The sequence below is a fragment of the Rhizomicrobium sp. genome (assembly GCA_037200985.1).
Classification (GTDB): Bacteria; Pseudomonadota; Alphaproteobacteria; order Micropepsales; family Micropepsaceae; genus Rhizomicrobium.
In genome coordinates this window covers 3070177-3085791 of record JBBCGJ010000001.1, presented here as the reverse complement: position 1 = coordinate 3085791, position 15615 = coordinate 3070177, and the positions used below count along the sequence as shown (strand labels likewise).

General features: G+C 68.8%; 17 protein-coding genes. 14 read left to right on the top strand and 3 right to left on the bottom strand.

Annotated features, from left to right (window positions below; genetic code table 11):
• Nucleotides 1–167: 167 nt before the first annotated feature.
• From WDN01_14985 to WDN01_14920, 14 genes are all read left to right on the top strand, one after another.
• Nucleotides 168–731, top strand: a complete 564-nt coding sequence (locus tag WDN01_14985; GenBank protein ID MEJ0027328.1) for a head-tail connector protein — start codon at nucleotides 168–170, stop codon at nucleotides 729–731.
• A gap of 9 nt (nucleotides 732–740) precedes the next feature.
• On the top strand, nucleotides 741–1067 hold the full coding sequence (locus WDN01_14980) for a phage head closure protein (protein ID MEJ0027327.1): 327 nt from the start codon (nucleotides 741–743) through the stop codon (nucleotides 1065–1067).
• Nucleotides 1064–1468, top strand: coding sequence for a DUF3168 domain-containing protein (locus WDN01_14975; GenBank protein ID MEJ0027326.1), 405 nt, complete (start codon nucleotides 1064–1066; stop codon nucleotides 1466–1468). Before WDN01_14980 ends, WDN01_14975 begins: the two co-directional genes overlap by 4 nt.
• A gap of 108 nt (nucleotides 1469–1576) precedes the next feature.
• On the top strand, nucleotides 1577–2671 hold the full coding sequence (locus WDN01_14970; GenBank protein ID MEJ0027325.1) for an ISAs1 family transposase: 1095 nt from the start codon (nucleotides 1577–1579) through the stop codon (nucleotides 2669–2671).
• A 143-nt stretch (nucleotides 2672–2814) separates the two neighbouring features.
• Nucleotides 2815–3231 (top strand): phage major tail protein, TP901-1 family, encoded by a 417-nt coding sequence (locus WDN01_14965; GenBank protein ID MEJ0027324.1) that lies wholly within the window; start codon nucleotides 2815–2817, stop codon nucleotides 3229–3231.
• Between the two features lie 33 nt (nucleotides 3232–3264).
• Nucleotides 3265–3612, top strand: a complete 348-nt coding sequence (locus WDN01_14960) for a GTA-gp10 family protein (protein MEJ0027323.1) — start codon at nucleotides 3265–3267, stop codon at nucleotides 3610–3612.
• Nucleotides 3613–3879: 267 nt separating this feature from the next.
• Nucleotides 3880–4407, top strand: a complete 528-nt coding sequence (locus WDN01_14955; GenBank protein MEJ0027322.1) for a phage tail tape measure C-terminal domain-containing protein — start codon at nucleotides 3880–3882, stop codon at nucleotides 4405–4407.
• A 136-nt stretch (nucleotides 4408–4543) separates the two neighbouring features.
• Complete coding sequence (locus tag WDN01_14950) at nucleotides 4544–5164, top strand: DUF2460 domain-containing protein (GenBank protein MEJ0027321.1); 621 nt, start codon at nucleotides 4544–4546, stop codon at nucleotides 5162–5164.
• A 47-nt stretch (nucleotides 5165–5211) separates the two neighbouring features.
• Entirely contained in the window at nucleotides 5212–6093 is an 882-nt protein-coding gene (locus WDN01_14945; protein MEJ0027320.1) for a DUF2163 domain-containing protein, read from the top strand.
• Nucleotides 6083–6505, top strand: a complete 423-nt coding sequence (locus tag WDN01_14940) for a hypothetical protein (GenBank protein MEJ0027319.1) — start codon at nucleotides 6083–6085, stop codon at nucleotides 6503–6505. Before WDN01_14945 ends, WDN01_14940 begins: the two co-directional genes overlap by 11 nt.
• Nucleotides 6506–6550: 45 nt before the next feature.
• Nucleotides 6551–10462, top strand: a complete 3912-nt coding sequence (locus WDN01_14935; protein MEJ0027318.1) for a glycoside hydrolase/phage tail family protein — start codon at nucleotides 6551–6553, stop codon at nucleotides 10460–10462.
• A gap of 47 nt (nucleotides 10463–10509) precedes the next feature.
• A complete protein-coding gene (locus WDN01_14930) occupies nucleotides 10510–12423 on the top strand; it encodes a DUF2793 domain-containing protein (protein MEJ0027317.1) in 1914 nt (637 codons plus the stop codon).
• A 140-nt stretch (nucleotides 12424–12563) separates the two neighbouring features.
• Nucleotides 12564–13169 carry a class I SAM-dependent methyltransferase gene (locus WDN01_14925; GenBank protein ID MEJ0027316.1) on the top strand — a complete coding sequence of 202 codons (606 nt, stop codon included), beginning with the start codon at nucleotides 12564–12566 and terminating at the stop codon, nucleotides 13167–13169.
• Between the two features lie 76 nt (nucleotides 13170–13245).
• Nucleotides 13246–13920, top strand: coding sequence for a nitroreductase (locus tag WDN01_14920; GenBank protein ID MEJ0027315.1), 675 nt, complete (start codon nucleotides 13246–13248; stop codon nucleotides 13918–13920).
• Between the two features lie 9 nt (nucleotides 13921–13929).
• On the opposite strand, the gene WDN01_14915 is transcribed toward WDN01_14920, so the two are convergent.
• The 3 genes from WDN01_14915 to WDN01_14905 form a co-directional block, all read right to left on the bottom strand.
• Nucleotides 13930–14499: an alpha-ketoglutarate-dependent dioxygenase AlkB gene (locus WDN01_14915; GenBank protein MEJ0027314.1), complete on the bottom strand. Its 570-nt coding sequence runs from the start codon at nucleotides 14497–14499 to the stop codon at nucleotides 13930–13932.
• Between the two features lies 1 nt (nucleotide 14500).
• Nucleotides 14501–15073: a DNA-3-methyladenine glycosylase gene (locus WDN01_14910; GenBank protein MEJ0027313.1), complete on the bottom strand. Its 573-nt coding sequence runs from the start codon at nucleotides 15071–15073 to the stop codon at nucleotides 14501–14503.
• Nucleotides 15074–15293: 220 nt separating this feature from the next.
• Nucleotides 15294–15611 (bottom strand): hypothetical protein, encoded by a 318-nt coding sequence (locus WDN01_14905; GenBank protein ID MEJ0027312.1) that lies wholly within the window; start codon nucleotides 15609–15611, stop codon nucleotides 15294–15296.
• Nucleotides 15612–15615 lie beyond the last annotated feature (4 nt).

Below are 15615 nucleotides of genomic sequence, written 5' to 3'. Positions count from 1 at the left end.
TCCCGCTTGCGGGAGAGGACGCAAAAGCTTGCACTTAGCGGAGCGAAGCGCAGCTAAGTGCTTAGCTTTTGCTGGTGAGGGCTATCGCCCCGCACAGGCCCTCACCCGATTTGTCGCTGCGCTCCAAATCGACCTCTCCCGCGTCGCGGGAGGGGTTAGGAGTTACCATGCCCCTCACCCTCACCACGCCGCCCGCGCTCGAGCCCGTCACCCTCGCCGATGCCAAGGCGCATCTGAAGGTCGACACGACCGACGACGACGCGCTGATCGCGGCGATGATCACCGCCGCGCGGGCCCGCGCCGAATGGCACACCGGCCGCGCCCTGATCACCCAGGGCTGGACGCTGCATCTGGATTGCTGGCCTCAGAGCGGCATCGTCGAGATACCGCTGCCGCCGCTGCAAAGCGTGACATCGGTCACGACCTATGGCCGCGACGACGTCGCGACGGTCCTGAGCGCCACGCTCTACACCGTCGACGCGGCATCCGCGCCGGCGCGTCTCGCGCTCAAGACCGGTGTGCCGCCGCCGGCGGATTTGCGCCGCGTCAACGCGCTCGCCATCGCCTTCACCGCCGGCTATGGCGGCGCCGCATCGGATGTGCCGGGCCTATTGAAGGAAGCGATCCTCGAACTCACCGCCTTTCTCTATGAGAACCGCGGCGAGGCCCCGGCCGAACTGCCGCCCGCGGCGCTGGCGCTGCTGGCGCCGTTCCGTGTGCTGAAGCTTTAGGGAACAGCCATGCTCTCCACCCTGACTCAGCGGGCGGCGCTGCTCGCCTGCACGCTCACGCCCGATGGCGGCGGCGGCTTCGGCCAAGCCTGGGAGGCGTTCGCCGCGGTGTGGATCGCGCTCGAACCGCTCGGCGCGGCCGACACGGTCGGCGCCGACCATCTGCAATCGCGCGTCCGCCACCGCATCACCTTGCGCCGCCGCACCGACCTCGCCGCCGGCCAGCGCGTGCAGGTCGGCGCGCGGCTGTTCCGCGTGCACGCCGTGATCGACGAAGGCCCGCGCGCCGCCGCCGTCACGCTGGCCTGCGAAGAACTTCCCGGAGATCCGTCATGAGCGCCGCGAGCTGGGCCCTGCAACAGGCGATCTTCGCCACGCTGTCGTCCGACAGCGGCGTGACGGACGCGGTGGGCGATCGCATCTTCGACGCGGTGCCGCGCGGCAGCGCCTATCCCTACATCGTCATCGGCGACGACAAGGAAAGCGACTGGTCGACCGCGACCGAACCCGGCAGCGTCCATGCGCTCACGATCCATGTCTGGTCGCGCGCCGCGGGCCGCCGCGAGACGCGGCTGGCCGCCGAGGCGGTGATCGCCGCGCTGAACGGCGCCGAACTCGCGCTCGCCGGCCAGTCGCTGATCGACCTGCGCTGGCTCGAAAGCGAAAGCACCCGCGAGAGCGACGGCGAGACGGTGCATGCGCAGCTCAGATTCCGCGCGGTGACGGAACCGGCGTGAGTCTTACCCTCCCCTTGAGGGCAGGGGAATCGCATATGGGATTTTGGCGGTTGCGGGCTTGGTCTTTGTGGCTTCTGAAGGTGTCTTCTGATTCTTCAGGAGACGGGAATGGACAGCTTCCACGAGGTATTTGGGGACTTGCCCGATCCGCGCGCGGACAATGCGCGCCACGATCTTGTGGAAGTCCTTTTCATCGCCCTGGTTGGGACGCTGTGCGGGGCCACGTCGTGCAGCGACATGGAAGAGTTCGGACTGTCGAAGGAACCGCTTCTTCGGCAAATCCTGGTGCTGGAGCATGGCATTCCGAGCCACGACACCTTCAGCCGGGTGTTCCGGATGCTCGATCCGCAGGCGTTCGAGGCGGCCTTCCGGACGTTCATGGCGGCCTTTGGGGCGGCGGCGAAGCTGGGCAAGACCAAGGGCGTCGTGGCGGTGGACGGCAAGTCGCTGCGCCGCGCCTACGAGGCGGGCCAAAGCCACATGCCGCGGCTGATGGTGACGGCATGGGGCGCCCAGACCCGCATGGCCCTGGCCAACATGCTGGCGCCGGACAACGACGAGGCCGGCACGGCGCTGAAGCTGCTCGAACTGGTGGCGCTGAAGGGCTGCATCGTCACCGCCGACGCGCTGCACTGCCATCGCAAGATGGCCCGGACGATCGTGAACCGCGGCGGCGACTATGTGCTGGCGGTCAAGGACAACCAGCCGGGATTGTTGGCCGATGCCAAGGCAGCCCTGGCGGTGCTGCCCAAGGACACCGAACCGGCCAGGAGCCGGGACGGCCATCACGGCCGCACCGAAAGCCGCGCCGCCCTGGTCACCTCGGCCCCAGGCATGGCCGACAAGCACGCCTTCCCGGGCTTGAAGGCGGTGGCCAGGATCGTCTGCCGCCGCGGCACGGACAAGCCCGTCGAGCGCTACTTCCTGCTGTCGCGCTCCTGCACCGGTGCCGAACTGCTGCGCATCGTGCGGGCCCATTGGGGTATCGAAAACCAGCTCCACTGGGCCCTCGACGTCGTCCTCGACGAGGATCTGGCGCGCAGCCGAAAAGACAACGCGCCGCAAAACCTCGCCGTCCTCAGACGAACCGCACTCAACATCGCAAGAGCACATCCCAATACAAAGACTTCCCTGCGCCGCAAAATCCTCCGCGCAGGATGGGACGACAACTTCCTCTTCGACCTCATCAGACATATGCGATAGCCCTGCCCTTGAGGGAGGGTCGAAATTTGCGAAGCAAATTTCGGGGAGGGGGGCCGGCTGCACGGCCGGACCCCTCCCCGAAAAATCTTCGCTTCGCTTCGATTTTTCGACGCTCCCTCAGGGGGAGGGTAAAGGAGACCGCCATGTCCGCCCAAAAAGGCAAAGACCTGCTCATCAAGATCGGCGACGGCGGGTCGCCGGAAGGCTTCACGACCGTCGCCGGACTGCGCGCCACCCAGCTTACCTTCAACGCCACGACGGTCGACATCACCAATGCCGATTCCGCCGATCAGTGGCGCGAGCTGCTCGCGGGCGGCGGGGTCAAGACCGCATCCGTCACCGGCTCGGGCGTATTCAAGGACGCGGCGTCGGACGCCGCGCTGCGCACGGCGTTCTTCAACCAGGCCATCGGCAATTTCCAGCTCACCATCCCGAGCTTCGGCATCGTCACCGGCCCGTTCAAGATCGCCTCGCTGCAATATGACGGGCCTTACGACGGCGAATTGAAGATCTCGCTTTCGCTCGCATCCGCCGGCGCGCTGGCGTTCGCGGCGATTTGATCGTCGCCCCGAAGGGGGCGGAAAGGATATCCCATGCCCAACCGCATCCGCGGCGAAGCCGCACTGGCCGCCGATGGGAAGACGTATCGCCTGCTGCTTACGCTCGGCGCGCTGGCCGAGATCGAGGACGGCCTCGGCCTCGCCGACCTTTCCGATGTCGCGTCGCGGTTGAAAACGGTGCGGGCGGCCGATCTCGCCGTGGTCGCGGCGGCACTCCTGCGCGGCGGCGGACATGAGTTCGAAGCAGCCGACGTCCTGCGGCTGCCCTGCGATCTCGGCACGCTCGTCGTAGCCGTCACCGCCGCCTTCGACGCCGCCGGTCTCGCGCCGTCGCGCGACACGGGAGACACCGCCCACCCTTTCTCTGGCGCGACTGGCTGAGCCTTGGCCTCGGCCGCCTCCGCCTGTCGCCCGAAACCTTCTGGCGCCTGTCGCTCCCCGAATGGCGCGCGTTGACCGCGCAGCCACCGGGCGAGCAACCGCTCGCACGCGCAGAGTTCGAACGCCTGATGTCTCAGCATCCGGATTGAAATTTCCGTCATCGCGCGAAGCGCGAGCAAAAAATCTCACGCGGAGCCGCGGAGAACGCGGAGACACCTCCGCGCCTCCGCGTGAATCAACGTCACCGCGACATGAAAGACCGACCCCATGGCAGAAACACCCATCGACCAATCCCTCGCAGCCGCGGGGCAGGCGCTCAGCGCTTTCGTGGGCGGGCCGGTGCAGAGCGCGACGGGCGCCATCGAAACCGCGGTGACGCGCAGCTTCTCCTCGGTGGAGAACACGATCGCCCGCGCCGTGATCTCCGGCAAGACCTCGATGGACAGTCTCGTCACTTCGATCCTCGCCGGCTTCGACCGCATCGCCACGACGCAATTCATCGTCAAGCCGATCGAGAACGTCCTGAGCTCGATCGCCGGCTCGCTCTTGCCCATCGGCGGCGCGCGCGCGGCGGGCGGGCCGGTCGATGCCGGCACGCCCTATCTCGTCGGCGAGCAGGGACCGGAGCTGTTCGTGCCGGGCGCGTCGGGCGCCATCGCGCCGAACGCCGCGCTCGGCCCACGCGCCATCACGCTCAACGTACAGACCCCGGATGCGGGAAGCTTCCTGAAATCGGAATCCCAGGTCGCCGCGATGCTGAGCCGCGCCCTGGCGCGCGGGCAGCGGAATCTTTGATGGACGACCAAGCAAAAGCCCGCCTCCCCCGCGCGCGTAGCGCTGGCGGGGGCTTCGTAGCGACAGCGTATGAAGGCCGCGTTTGCGGCAGGGTGCCCGTAGCACCGCGAGGTGCGAAGGGCGGAGGGGGAGATAAATGACCTTCCACGAAATCCGCTTCCCCACCGCGCTCGCCTTCCATTCGACGGGCGGGCCGGAGCGCAAGACCGAGATCGTCACGCTCGGCTCCGGCTTCGAGGAGCGCAATGCGGTGTGGGCCAATTCGCGCCGCCGCTACGACGCCGGCTACGGCGTGCGCTCGCTGGGCGACCTGCACGCCGTCATCGCCTTCTTCGAGGCGCGCCAGGGCCGGCTCTATGGCTTCCGCTTCAAGGATGGGAGCGACTTCAAATCCTGCGCGCCGGACGGGTCCGCGTCCCCGTTCGACCAGGCGCTCGGGACCGGCGACGGGCATGCGACCGTCTTCCAGCTCGCCAAGGCCTATCCCTCGGGTCCGGCGAGCTGGACCCGCGTCATCGCCAAGCCCGTCGCCGGCACCGTCCGCGTCGCGGTCGCCGGCGTCGAACGGATGAGCGGCTTCACGGTCGACACGACGACCGGCCTCGTCACCTTCGCGGCGGCGCCGACCGGCACGCTGACCGCCGGCTTCGAGTTCGACGTACCGGTGCGCTTCGACACCGACCGATTGTCGATCAACCTCTCCAGCTTCGCCGCCGGCGAGATCCCGAGCATTCCGCTGGTGGAGATAAGGATCTGAACTTCCTCCCCCGCTGTTGCGGGGGAGGAAACGCATGACTGAGACACATGAAGACTCTCTCCCCCGCCCTCCAATCCCATCTCTCCTCGGGCGCCACGACTCTGTGCTGGTGCTGGAAGATCGTCCGCCGCGACGGCGCCGTGCTCGGCTTCACCGACCACGACCTGCCCGTGACCTTCGATGCCGTCGTCTACCAGGCCGTCGCCGGCTTCACCGCCAGCGACGTGCAGTCGACGCTTGGCCTCGCCGTCGACAACCTCACCGTCGCCGGAGCACTGAGTTCGGCAACGCTGAACGAGACGGACCTCGCCGCGGGCCTCTACGACGATGCGGACATCGAGGTCTGGCGCGTCAACTGGGCCGCGCCGGAGCAGCGCGTCCTGATGCGCAAGGGCAGCCTGGGCGAGGTCAAGCGCGGCAAGACCGCTTTCTCCTGCGAGGTGCGCGGCCTGGCGCATCGGCTGAACCAGCCGGTGGGCCGCGTCTACGGCTATTCCTGCGACGCCGACCTCGGCGACACGCGCTGCGGCAAAGACATCTCGGGCACGGCGTTCACCGCCTCGGCCACGGTGCTCGCCGTCATCGACAATCGCCGTTTCACCACGGCGGGCCTTGGCGCCTATGCCGCCGGCTGGTTCAGCGGCGGCAGGCTTGCCTTCACCTCGGGCGCCAATGACGGCCGCGCGATGGAGATAAAGCGCCACGCGGCCGGCTCGATCGAGCTCTGGCAGGCGATGAGCGAGGCCATCGCGCCCGGCGACGGCTTCACGCTGAGCGCCGGCTGCGACAAGCAGTTTTCGACCTGCAAGGCGAAATTCGCCAACGGCGTCAATTTCCGCGGCTTCCCCTTCATGCCCGGCAACGACGCCGCCCTGGCGCCGCCCACCCAGTCGCAACCGCTCGATGGAGGCAGCCGCTATGGCAACTGACGTCGTCTCCGTCGCCCGCGCCTGGATCGGCACGCCCTATGTGCACCAGGCGAGCGCCAAGGGCGCGGGCTGCGATTGCCTCGGCCTGCTGCGCGGGGTGTGGCGCGAGCTGCACGGCGAAGAGCCCGAGGATCCGCCGCCCTATTCGCCCGACTGGGCCGAAGCCACCGGCCGCGAGACCTTATATACGGCGCTCGCCCGCCACCTGACCGAGATCGACCGCGCCGCGCTGGCGCCGGGCGACGTCGCCCTGTTCCGCATGGCGCGCCGCGGCCCGGCGAAACATTGCGGGATCGTCGGCGAACGCGACGGCGCGCCGACCCTGATCCATGCCCGCCAGAACCGGCGCGTGAGCGAAGAACCGTTCTCGTCCTTCTGGCGCGCCAAACTCGCCTATGCCTTTCGACTGTAATTCAAAGAACCCTCTACCTTCGCGGGAGAGGGAGGATCGATCCTGATGGCCTCTCTCGTTCTGGGAATCGCCGGCTCGGCGCTGGGCGGGTCGCTGTTCGGCGGCCTCAGCTTTCTCGGCGTGACGGGCGCGCAGCTCGGCGGCGCGTTGGGCGCGCTCGCCGGCAGCGAGATCGACGCCGCGCTGGCGCCCGGCCGCCACACCAACGGCCCGCGCCTCGCCGACACCTCGCTGCAAGCCTCGACCGAGGGCGCGCCGATCCCGCGCCTCTATGGCCGCGTGCGGCTGGCGGGGCAGGTGATCTGGGCCAGCCGCTACAAGGAAACCGCGACCACCACGTCGAGCGGCGGCGGCAAGGGCATCGGCGCGCCCTCGGTAGCCACGACGGACTACACCTATTCCATCTCCTTCGCGGTCGGGCTGTGCGCCGGCGCGACCCGCATCGGCCGGGTGTGGGCCGACGGCAATCTGCTCGATCTGTCGAAGGTCATGCTGCGCTTTCATTCCGGCGACGCGGCGCAGGTGGCCGATCCCTCGATCGCCGACATCGAGGGTGCCGGCAACGCGCCGGCCTTCCGCGATCTCGCCTATGTCGTGTTCGAGGATTTTGCCCTCGCCGATTTCGGCAACCGCATCCCGCAGCTTTCCTTCGAGGTCTTCCGCACGCTGGGCGACCCGGGCGCGCTCGAGAGCGGGCTGACCGGAGTCGCGCTGATCCCTGGCGCCGGCGAGTTCGCCTATGACGCCACGATCGTCAGCGAGGACGACGGCGAAGGCTCCACCGTGGCGCAGAACGCGCACAATTCCGCCGGCACCGCCGACATCGACGCCTCGCTCGACGAATTGACCGCGTTGGCGCCCAATCTCGGCGCGGTGTCGCTCGTCACCGGCTGGTTCGCGAGCGATTTGCGCGCCGGCACCTGCACGATCAGGCCGGGCGTCGAGACCGCGGCGAAGACCACCTATCCCGAGACCTGGAGCGTGAACGGCATCGCGCGCGGCGCCGCGCATGTGGTGAGCCAGCTCGGCGGCGTTCCCGCCTATGGCGGCACGCCGTCCGACGGCTCCATTGTCAGCGCCATCCAGAATCTGAAAGCGCGCGGGCTTCGCGTCATGCTGTGTCCCTTCCTGTTCATGGACATCGCGCCGGGCAACACGCTGACCGATCCCTATACCGGCGCAGCCGGCCAGCCGGCTTTCCCCTGGCGCGGCCGCATCACCTGCGCGCCGGCGCCGGGCGTGGCGGGTTCGCCCGACCGGACCGCCGCCGCCGCGACGCAGGTGAGCGCTTTCTTCGGCACAGCGACGGCCGCGAACTTCGCGGTAAGCGGCACCACGGTCGCCTGGACCGGCGGCGCCGATTGGGGCTTGCGCCGGATGATCCTGCACTACGCCAAGCTTGCCGCCGCGGCCGGCGGCGTCGACGCCTTCCTGATCGGCAGCGAATTGCGCGGCCTTACCCGCGTGCGCGACAGCGCCACGCATTATCCCGCCGTCGCGGCGCTGAAGACGCTTGCCGCCGACGTGCGCGCGATCCTGCCCGCGGCCAAGCTCGGCTATGCCGCCGATTGGAGCGAATACAACAATCACCAGACGGGTGGCGGCGCGCTGCTGTTCAACCTCGATCCTTTGTGGTCGGACCCCAACATCGATTTCGTCGGTATCGACAATTACCTGCCCCTCGCCGATTGGCGCGACGGCACCGCGCATCTCGACTACGATCCCGATGGCCCCACCGCGATCACCGACCCCGCCTATCTCGCCGCCAATATCCGCGGCGGCGAGGACTACGACTGGTACTACGCCTCCGACGCCGACCGCGCGGCGCAGACCCGCACGCCGATCGCCGACGGTCTCGGCAAGCCCTTTGTGTGGCGCGCGAAGGATCTGTGGAACTGGTGGGGCAGCGCGCATTACGACCGCCCGACGGGCGCCGAAGCCGCGTCGCCCACCGCCTGGACGCCGCAGGGCAAGCCGATCTGGTTCACCGAGCTCGGATGCCCCGCCATCGACAAGGGCGCCAATCAGCCCAACGTGTTCTTCGATCCCAAATCGGCGGAAAGCGCGCTGCCTTACTTCTCGACCGGCGCGCGCGACGACCTGGTCCAGCGCCGCTTCCTGGAAGCGCATTTCGCGTTCTGGAACGCGCCCGCGAACAACCCCGCCTCGTCGCACTATGCCGGCCGCATGGTGGACACGTCCAACATATATGTGTGGTGCTGGGACGCGCGGCCCTATCCGTTCTTCCCCGCGCTCTCCACCGTGTGGGGCGATGCCGCGAACTGGCGGCTGGGCCATTGGCTGAATGGGCGGCTCGGCGCCGTGCCGCTCGGCGCCATCGTCGCCGATGTCTGCGCCGCGGCGAACTTCTCCGGAACCGACACCTCGGGCCTCGACGGCCTCGTGACCGGCTTCGCCGTCACCGACACGATGAGCGCGCGCGACGCGCTGGACCCGCTCGCCGCCGCCTTTCATTTCGACGCCGCCGAGAGCGAGGGCTGGATCCGTTTCGCGATGCGCGGCCGCCCCACGGCGCCATCCGTCGTCGAAGACGATCTGGCGCTCCCCGACGATGCCGACGGGCTCGGCTTCTCCCTGGTCCGCGCCCAGGAGACCGACCTGCCGAACGTCTCGCGCATCGCCTATATCGACGCCGACGCCGATTACCGCCAGGCCAGCGTCGAAGCGCGCCGCCTCGTCACCCGCTCCGACCGCGTGGCGAGTTCGCGCCTGCCCCTCGTGATGGACCAGGGCCAGGCCATCGGCATCGGCGAGCGTCTGTTGCAGGATGCCTGGACGATGCGCGAAAGCGCGACGCTGGCGCTGCCGCCCTCGCGTCTCGCGCTCGATCCGACGGACGAGATCGTCTTCACCGCCGGCGGCCGCGCCCATCGCCTGCGCCTCACCCAGATCGACGACGCGGCCTCGCGCGCCATCGAGGCGGTGGCGACCGATCCCTCGCTCTACGAAGCGCTGACCGGTCCGTCGCGCGGCCCGCTCGCGGCGCAGAGCCTTGCCCAGCCCGGCCGCGCGCTCGCGGTCTTCCTCGACCTGCCGCTGCTCACCGGCAAGGAAATACCGCACGCGCCGACCGTAGCCGCCTTCGCCGCGCCCTGGCCGGGCGCCATCCAGATCCTCAAAAGCGTGAGCGATGCGAATTTCACGCTCAGCCGCGTGCTGGCCAGGGCCGCCACCCTCGGCCGCACCACCGCCGATTTCCATTCCGGGCCTGTGTGGCGCTGGGACCGGGTGAACGCGCTGCGCGTCCGCCTCGCCGCCGGCACGCTTGCCGCCCAGGACGATCTCGCCGTGCTCGGCGGCGCCAACGCGCTCGCCGTCCAGAACGCGGACGGCCAATGGGAGATCGTGCAATTCGCCGCCGCCCAACTCACCGCGCCGAACGAATGGACGCTGACGCGCCTGCTCCGCGGCCAGGCCGGAACGGAAAGCGCGATGCGCGACCCGGTCGCCGCCGGGGCGCGCGTCGTCCTCCTGGACGGCGCGACGCAGCAGCTCGACCTGGCGCAGAACGAGGCGACGCTGCCCTTCTTCTATGCCTGGGGTCCGCCGGGAAAGCCGCTGTCCGATCCCTCCTGGCAGATGGCGCAGATGCAGTTCGAAGGCGTCGGCCTGCGCCCGCTGTCGCCCGTCCACCTCGCCACGCATTGGAGTTCGGGCAATCTCGTCCTGTCCTGGATCCGCCGCACGCGGCTGGGCGGCGACAATTGGGACCAGACCGACGTTCCCCTCGCCGAGGAGAGCGAGCGCTACGACATCGAGATTCTCGATGGCGGCGGCCACGTCATCCGAACGGTCCCGGCCAATCCCGCCGCGAGCTATGCCTACACCGCCGCCCAGATCGCCGCCGATTTCCCGTCCGGCCTTCCCAGGCCGTTCCGCTTCGCCGTCTACCAGCTCAGCGCCGCTTTCGGCCGCGGAGTCGGCACACGCCTCTGACACGCATATCCGCCTCCCCGCGCGGGAGGTGAAACGAGGATTCACCCATGTCCGACACCACGCCCCGCACCGCGCTCCCGCTGCTCGCCGCCGCCCAGGCGCAGAAGCACGTCACGCACAACGAAGCCCTGCTGCGACTCGACGCGCTGCTCTTCGCCCGCTTTATCGACCGCGACCTGACCGCGCCGCCGGCGTCTCCCGCCGACGGCGACACCTATCTCGTCCATGCCACCGCGACCGGCGACTGGACGGGCGAGGACGGACAGATCGCCTATGCCGTCGACGGCGCCTGGCGGTTCGCCGCGCCGTTTGCCGGCCTTGTCGCCTTCGTCGTCGATGAATCCCGGCTCGTCGTCTTCACCGGCGCCGCCTGGGTCGATTATGCGAGCATCCTCGCGCTGCAGAACGTGCAGCTGCTCGGCGTCAACGCCGCCGCCGACGCCACAAACAAGCTCGCGGTCAAATCCGCCGCCCTACTGTTCGATAATGTCGGCAATGGCGTGCAGGCCAAGTTCAACAAGCATGCCGGCGGCGACACCGCCTCGCTGCTCTACCAGACCAATTATTCCGGCCGCGCCGAGCTCGGCCTGTGCGGCGACGACGACTTCCACTTCAAGGTCTCGCCCGACGGCGCCACATGGTTCGACGGGTTCGACATCAACCGGACAGACGGTTCGGTTGACTTCCTCGCCAGCGAGACCGTCCTCGCCAGCGCCGCGACGACCGATCTGGGGACCGCTTCCTCGCTCAAGGCGAATGTCACGGGCACGACGGCGATAACGTCTTTCGGCACGGCCGCGAATGCGCTGCGCTTCGTGCGCTTCTCCGCTGCGCTGACGCTGACGCATAACGCGACCGCGCTGAGACTGCTCGGCGGCGCGAGCCGGACGACCGCCGCCAACGATGTCGGCCTCTACGCCTCGGACGCCAGCGGCAATTGGCGCGAGCTCGCCTATTTCCGCGCTGACCGCGATCCCGGCGATGCCGCGACAAGAAGCGGCGCGGAGACGCTCACCAACAAGACCTTGGGCCCGACGACCATATTGCTGACCGCCGACGCCAGCGGCCTCACCATCAACGAGACCAGCGCGAATGCGGTCTCGTTCGGTATCGTCGCCAACGCGAACACCGTTGGCGGCCTCGCGACCAAGAACCTGCTGTTCGGCAGCTCGAGCGGCACCAGCGACATGGCGTTTTCGCCGAGCACCGCCGCCATCGCCGCCTTGACGCTGAAGGCATCCGGCAGGGTGGGAATCGGCACGACGAGCCCGAACGCATCGCTCGACGTGGCCGGCAGCATTTTCCCCCACGCGGACAATACATACGATCTCGGCTCGGCCTCGTTCCGCTTCCGCACCGTCTATGCCGGAACCGGCACGATCAACACCTCGGGCGCCGCCACCAAGACCGATATCCGCCCGCCGGCGGCGGCGGAGATCGCGGTCGCCAGGGCGCTCGCCGCGAATGTGCGGCTCTTTCGGTTCGCGGACGCCGTCGCCGGCAAGGGCGCGGATGCCGCGCGGTGGCATTGCGGCGCGATCTTCGAGGACGTCGCCGCCGCCTTCGCGGCCGAGGGCCTCGATCCGATGCGGTACGGCATCGTCTGCCGCGATCGGGGCACCGACGCGGCCGGCGCGCCGGCCTGGACGCTCGGCCTGCGCTACGACGAACTCGCGCAGTTCACGCTGGCCGGCCTCGCCGCGCGCCTCGCCGCGCTGGAAGCCAGATCGTCCGATCCCGTTTCGACCCAAGGCCGCCCATCCGGCAGCCTCCAACCCTCCCGGAAAGGAGACCCCATGCTCAACGGATACAAGACCTACATCGCCGGCGCGCTTGCCGTGCTCGGTGCGCTCGGCGGCTGGCTGACGGGCGACCTGACGCCGGCCGCGGCCCTCAACCTCGCCGTGCCCGCGATCCTCGCCGTGACCCTGCGTCATGGCGTGGCGACGGACGCGCATTGACCTTGCGCGGCGCCGGCGCGCGCCGGCCCGATTTGAAACGTCGGTCCGCTCGGGCACGCGCGAGCCGTGCCGGACTGCGACGGCGGTTCCTGCACGGGACTTGCAGCGCCGTCCGGGTTTGCAGCGGAACTGTGCCGTTCATGGACATCGTCAGGAGAATCGCGAGCTACGCCGTCTTCCAGATGATCGGCTTTCGCCCCTCGCCGGTCGCCGCCCCGGTCTGGGACCGCGAATACAAGGCCGGGCGCTGGGATTATCTGGGCACGCTCGACAATCTGGGCGGCCTCGCCAGCGTGCTCGCCTATTGCCAGTTCCTCGAGCCGGCGGCGATCCTCGACGTCGGCTGCGGCGCGGGGCTTCTCGCCAGGAAGCTGAAGGTTCTGCCCTACCGATCCTATCTCGGCGTCGACCTGTCCGCGGAAGCGATCGCGCAGGCCGCGCCGGTCGCCGATGCCCGCACCGCCTTCGCGGTCGCGGACGCCTGCGACTTCCACGTCGACCGGCGCTTCGACGTCATCATCTTCTGCCAGGTTCTGGGCTACATTCCCGATCCCGACGCCGTCCTGGCGCGCTATGCGCGCAATCTCGCGCCGAACGGGCGCATCATCGCGTCGATGTTCAACGACGGCCGCACCCGCGCCGCCTGGACGCGGATCGGAAAGACGATGGTGGTGGAAGACACGATGTCCGTCACCCAGGCCGGCGGCACCACGACCACGAAGCTGCTGCGGCCGCGCGCCGCCTGAACCGTTACGCTGCGAAAGCTTGCGTCTATGCGCGGCGCCGGCGCATCATCGCCGCTTGTTATTCGAGTACCCGACCATGAACGTCAGCGAAGCGCTCGCCACGCGCAAATCCATCCGCGCCTTCAAGCCCGATCCGGTACCGCGCGCGCTGGTCGAAGAGATCCTGCTCAAGGCCGCCCGCGCGCCGTCCGGCGGCAATCTTCAGCCCTGGAAGGTGCATGTTCTCCTGGGCGCGGCGCGCGACGAGTTGGTGCGGCGCACCAAGGAACGCATGGCGGCCAACCCGCGGGGCGGCGTGCCCGAATATCACATCTATCCGCCCGATTTGACCGAGCCCTACAAGACGCGGCGCTTCCGCATCGGCGAGGCGATGTATGCAACCATGAACATCCCCCGCGAGGACAAGCTCGGCCGCCTGGCGCAGTTCGTACGCAATTGGGAATTCTTCGGGGCGCCGGTCGGGCTCATTTTTTCCTTCGACCGCCAGATGCAGCAGGGCCAGTGGTCCGATCTCGGCGGCTTCCTGCAATCGATCATGCTGCTCGCGCGGGAATACGGCCTCTCGAGTTGCGCCCAGGAAGCCTGGGCGCCGTTCCACGAAGTGATCCGCGACTATCTGAAGATCCCGCCGGAAGAGATGATCTTCTGCGGCATGGCGATCGGCTATGCCGACGATGCCGCGCCGATCAACAGCCTCGTCTCCGAACGCGCGCCGCTGTCGGAATGGGCCGTGATCCGCGAGACCGCGTGAGGCCCGCCGCTAGGGCGCCTTGACGGCCACGAAGTTGCGAAAGGTGATGGAATAGCGCAGCGCCTCGACCGGCGGCACGCTGTGCTCCCACACGGTCCGCGCCGGTCCGCGCAGCAGATAGGCCGAGCGCGGCGCGACGAAAACCGAATTGCGCTCCCATCCCTTGGCCCGAGCGCGGCGGAAGCGCAGCGTGCAGGGAGCGAGCAGCGAGATGGCGACGACGTCTTCGAACATCGGCTTGTCGCGATGCCAGCCGATGCCGGCGCCGGGCGCGTATTCCGTCACCAGGGCTTGCCGCAGGTCGTCCGCGGCGACGCCGGCGAAGGCGGCCGCCTTGTCCCGCAGCGGCAGCAGGAAGCCGGGCGGCGCCGCGCTCTCGCGCAGGGCGCGTCCCGAATAGTCGTAGCGCCAGCCGAACGACACGATGCGGCGCTTGCCCAGATAGCCGTGGAACGCGAAAGGCTGGAACGGCAATGTCTCGATGTGGCGGACGAGTTCGGCCTCGTCGCCCGGCGAAAGCAGTCCGTCGCGATAGGCGAAGCCTTCCGGCGCGGCGGCGAACAGATCGGGTTGGCGCATGTCAGGGGTCCGGAAAGCGTCGGCTCACGAAGCGCGAACGCGCGAGCCCGAACCGGCGTTGCGCCAGGATGCCCTTGGTGATGCCGATGCGCGGTCCGACAGACAACTCGGCCGGGTCCGCGGCGCGATACAGCAGGAAGGGCGGGGCGTACAGCGACAGGCCGTTCTGCGCGCCGCCGATGGCCAGGGCCTGGCACAGCCGTCCCGGCCCGCTGCACAGAAGGGCCGCGACGTCGGTCCCGCGCCGCGCCTGCATCTTGGCGATACCGACCTGCGGTTCGAGGGCGCGGACCAGCAGGGCGCTGGCGTCGCTGCACACGAAGTTCAGGCACCAATGCATGCCGTAGATGCGATAGACATAGGCATGCCCCGGTGGGCCGAATATCACCGCGTTGCGCTTGGTCTGCCGCCGCAGGAAGGCGTGCGAGGCCGGATCGGCGGTGTCATAGCTCTCGGTCTCGACGATGATGCCGCCGACGCCGCCGAACGTCAGGGTCGCGCCGATCAGCGCCCGGGCGACGATGTCGGCGTCGCGGGCGAAGAAGTTCTTGGGCAGGGGTTTGCGCGAGGACATGCCAGGACCCGGTGTCGATCCGTCCTGGCCATTATCACGGGCTGCCGGGGCAGGTCACGGCAGCGGTCGCGCCGTCGCCGGCGACGCGGCTCCGCGTTTACCGGGAGGCGGATATGAGAAACCCGCGCCGGCTTTCGCCGACGCGGGCTCTCGCTTGAAAGATCGGTCCCTACAGGGAGGGGCTTGCTGCGGAACCGGCCCTCAAGTTCGCGTCATCCGGTCAGAGCCGGATGAAACCGATGAACGCGCCGGTATAGGGATTGACCTCGACGAAGCTCGCACGGCCGAACCGGTCGAAGCTGCGCACGACATAGTGGCCGCGCACGAAATAGGGCGTCCCGGTATAGCGGATGCGATGGGCGCGCAGGGTGTTGAACACGACGCGGTGATCAACCACGACGCGGCGGTCGAAGCTGGCGCGGCGGTCGACGCCGCGGTGGCCCGCATGACCCCACACATCGGCTTGCGCCGCGGGCGCGGCCGCCAGGCCCAGCGTGAGGACCGCGGCGGCGGCCGTGAGGATTTTCTTGATCTGCATCTTC

Bases quoted from the DNA above. Each gene is read 5' to 3' on its own strand.
- WDN01_14985 (MEJ0027328.1), top strand. From the start codon at position 168: ATGCCCCTCACCCTCACCACGCCGCCCGCGCTCGAGCCCGTCACCCTC.
- WDN01_14980 (MEJ0027327.1), top strand. From the start codon at position 741: ATGCTCTCCACCCTGACTCAGCGGGCGGCGCTGCTCGCCTGCACGCTC.
- WDN01_14975 (MEJ0027326.1), top strand. From the start codon at position 1,064: ATGAGCGCCGCGAGCTGGGCCCTGCAACAGGCGATCTTCGCCACGCTG.
- WDN01_14970 (MEJ0027325.1), top strand. From the start codon at position 1,577: ATGGACAGCTTCCACGAGGTATTTGGGGACTTGCCCGATCCGCGCGCG.
- WDN01_14965 (MEJ0027324.1), top strand. From the start codon at position 2,815: ATGTCCGCCCAAAAAGGCAAAGACCTGCTCATCAAGATCGGCGACGGC.
- WDN01_14960 (MEJ0027323.1), top strand. From the start codon at position 3,265: ATGCCCAACCGCATCCGCGGCGAAGCCGCACTGGCCGCCGATGGGAAG.
- WDN01_14955 (MEJ0027322.1), top strand. From the start codon at position 3,880: ATGGCAGAAACACCCATCGACCAATCCCTCGCAGCCGCGGGGCAGGCG.
- WDN01_14950 (MEJ0027321.1), top strand. From the start codon at position 4,544: ATGACCTTCCACGAAATCCGCTTCCCCACCGCGCTCGCCTTCCATTCG.
- WDN01_14945 (MEJ0027320.1), top strand. From the start codon at position 5,212: ATGAAGACTCTCTCCCCCGCCCTCCAATCCCATCTCTCCTCGGGCGCC.
- WDN01_14940 (MEJ0027319.1), top strand. From the start codon at position 6,083: ATGGCAACTGACGTCGTCTCCGTCGCCCGCGCCTGGATCGGCACGCCC.
- WDN01_14935 (MEJ0027318.1), top strand. From the start codon at position 6,551: ATGGCCTCTCTCGTTCTGGGAATCGCCGGCTCGGCGCTGGGCGGGTCG.
- WDN01_14930 (MEJ0027317.1), top strand. From the start codon at position 10,510: ATGTCCGACACCACGCCCCGCACCGCGCTCCCGCTGCTCGCCGCCGCC.
- WDN01_14925 (MEJ0027316.1), top strand. From the start codon at position 12,564: ATGGACATCGTCAGGAGAATCGCGAGCTACGCCGTCTTCCAGATGATC.
- WDN01_14920 (MEJ0027315.1), top strand. From the start codon at position 13,246: ATGAACGTCAGCGAAGCGCTCGCCACGCGCAAATCCATCCGCGCCTTC.
- WDN01_14915 (MEJ0027314.1), bottom strand. From the start codon at position 14,499: ATGCGCCAACCCGATCTGTTCGCCGCCGCGCCGGAAGGCTTCGCCTAT.
- WDN01_14910 (MEJ0027313.1), bottom strand. From the start codon at position 15,073: ATGTCCTCGCGCAAACCCCTGCCCAAGAACTTCTTCGCCCGCGACGCC.
- WDN01_14905 (MEJ0027312.1), bottom strand. From the start codon at position 15,611: ATGCAGATCAAGAAAATCCTCACGGCCGCCGCCGCGGTCCTCACGCTG.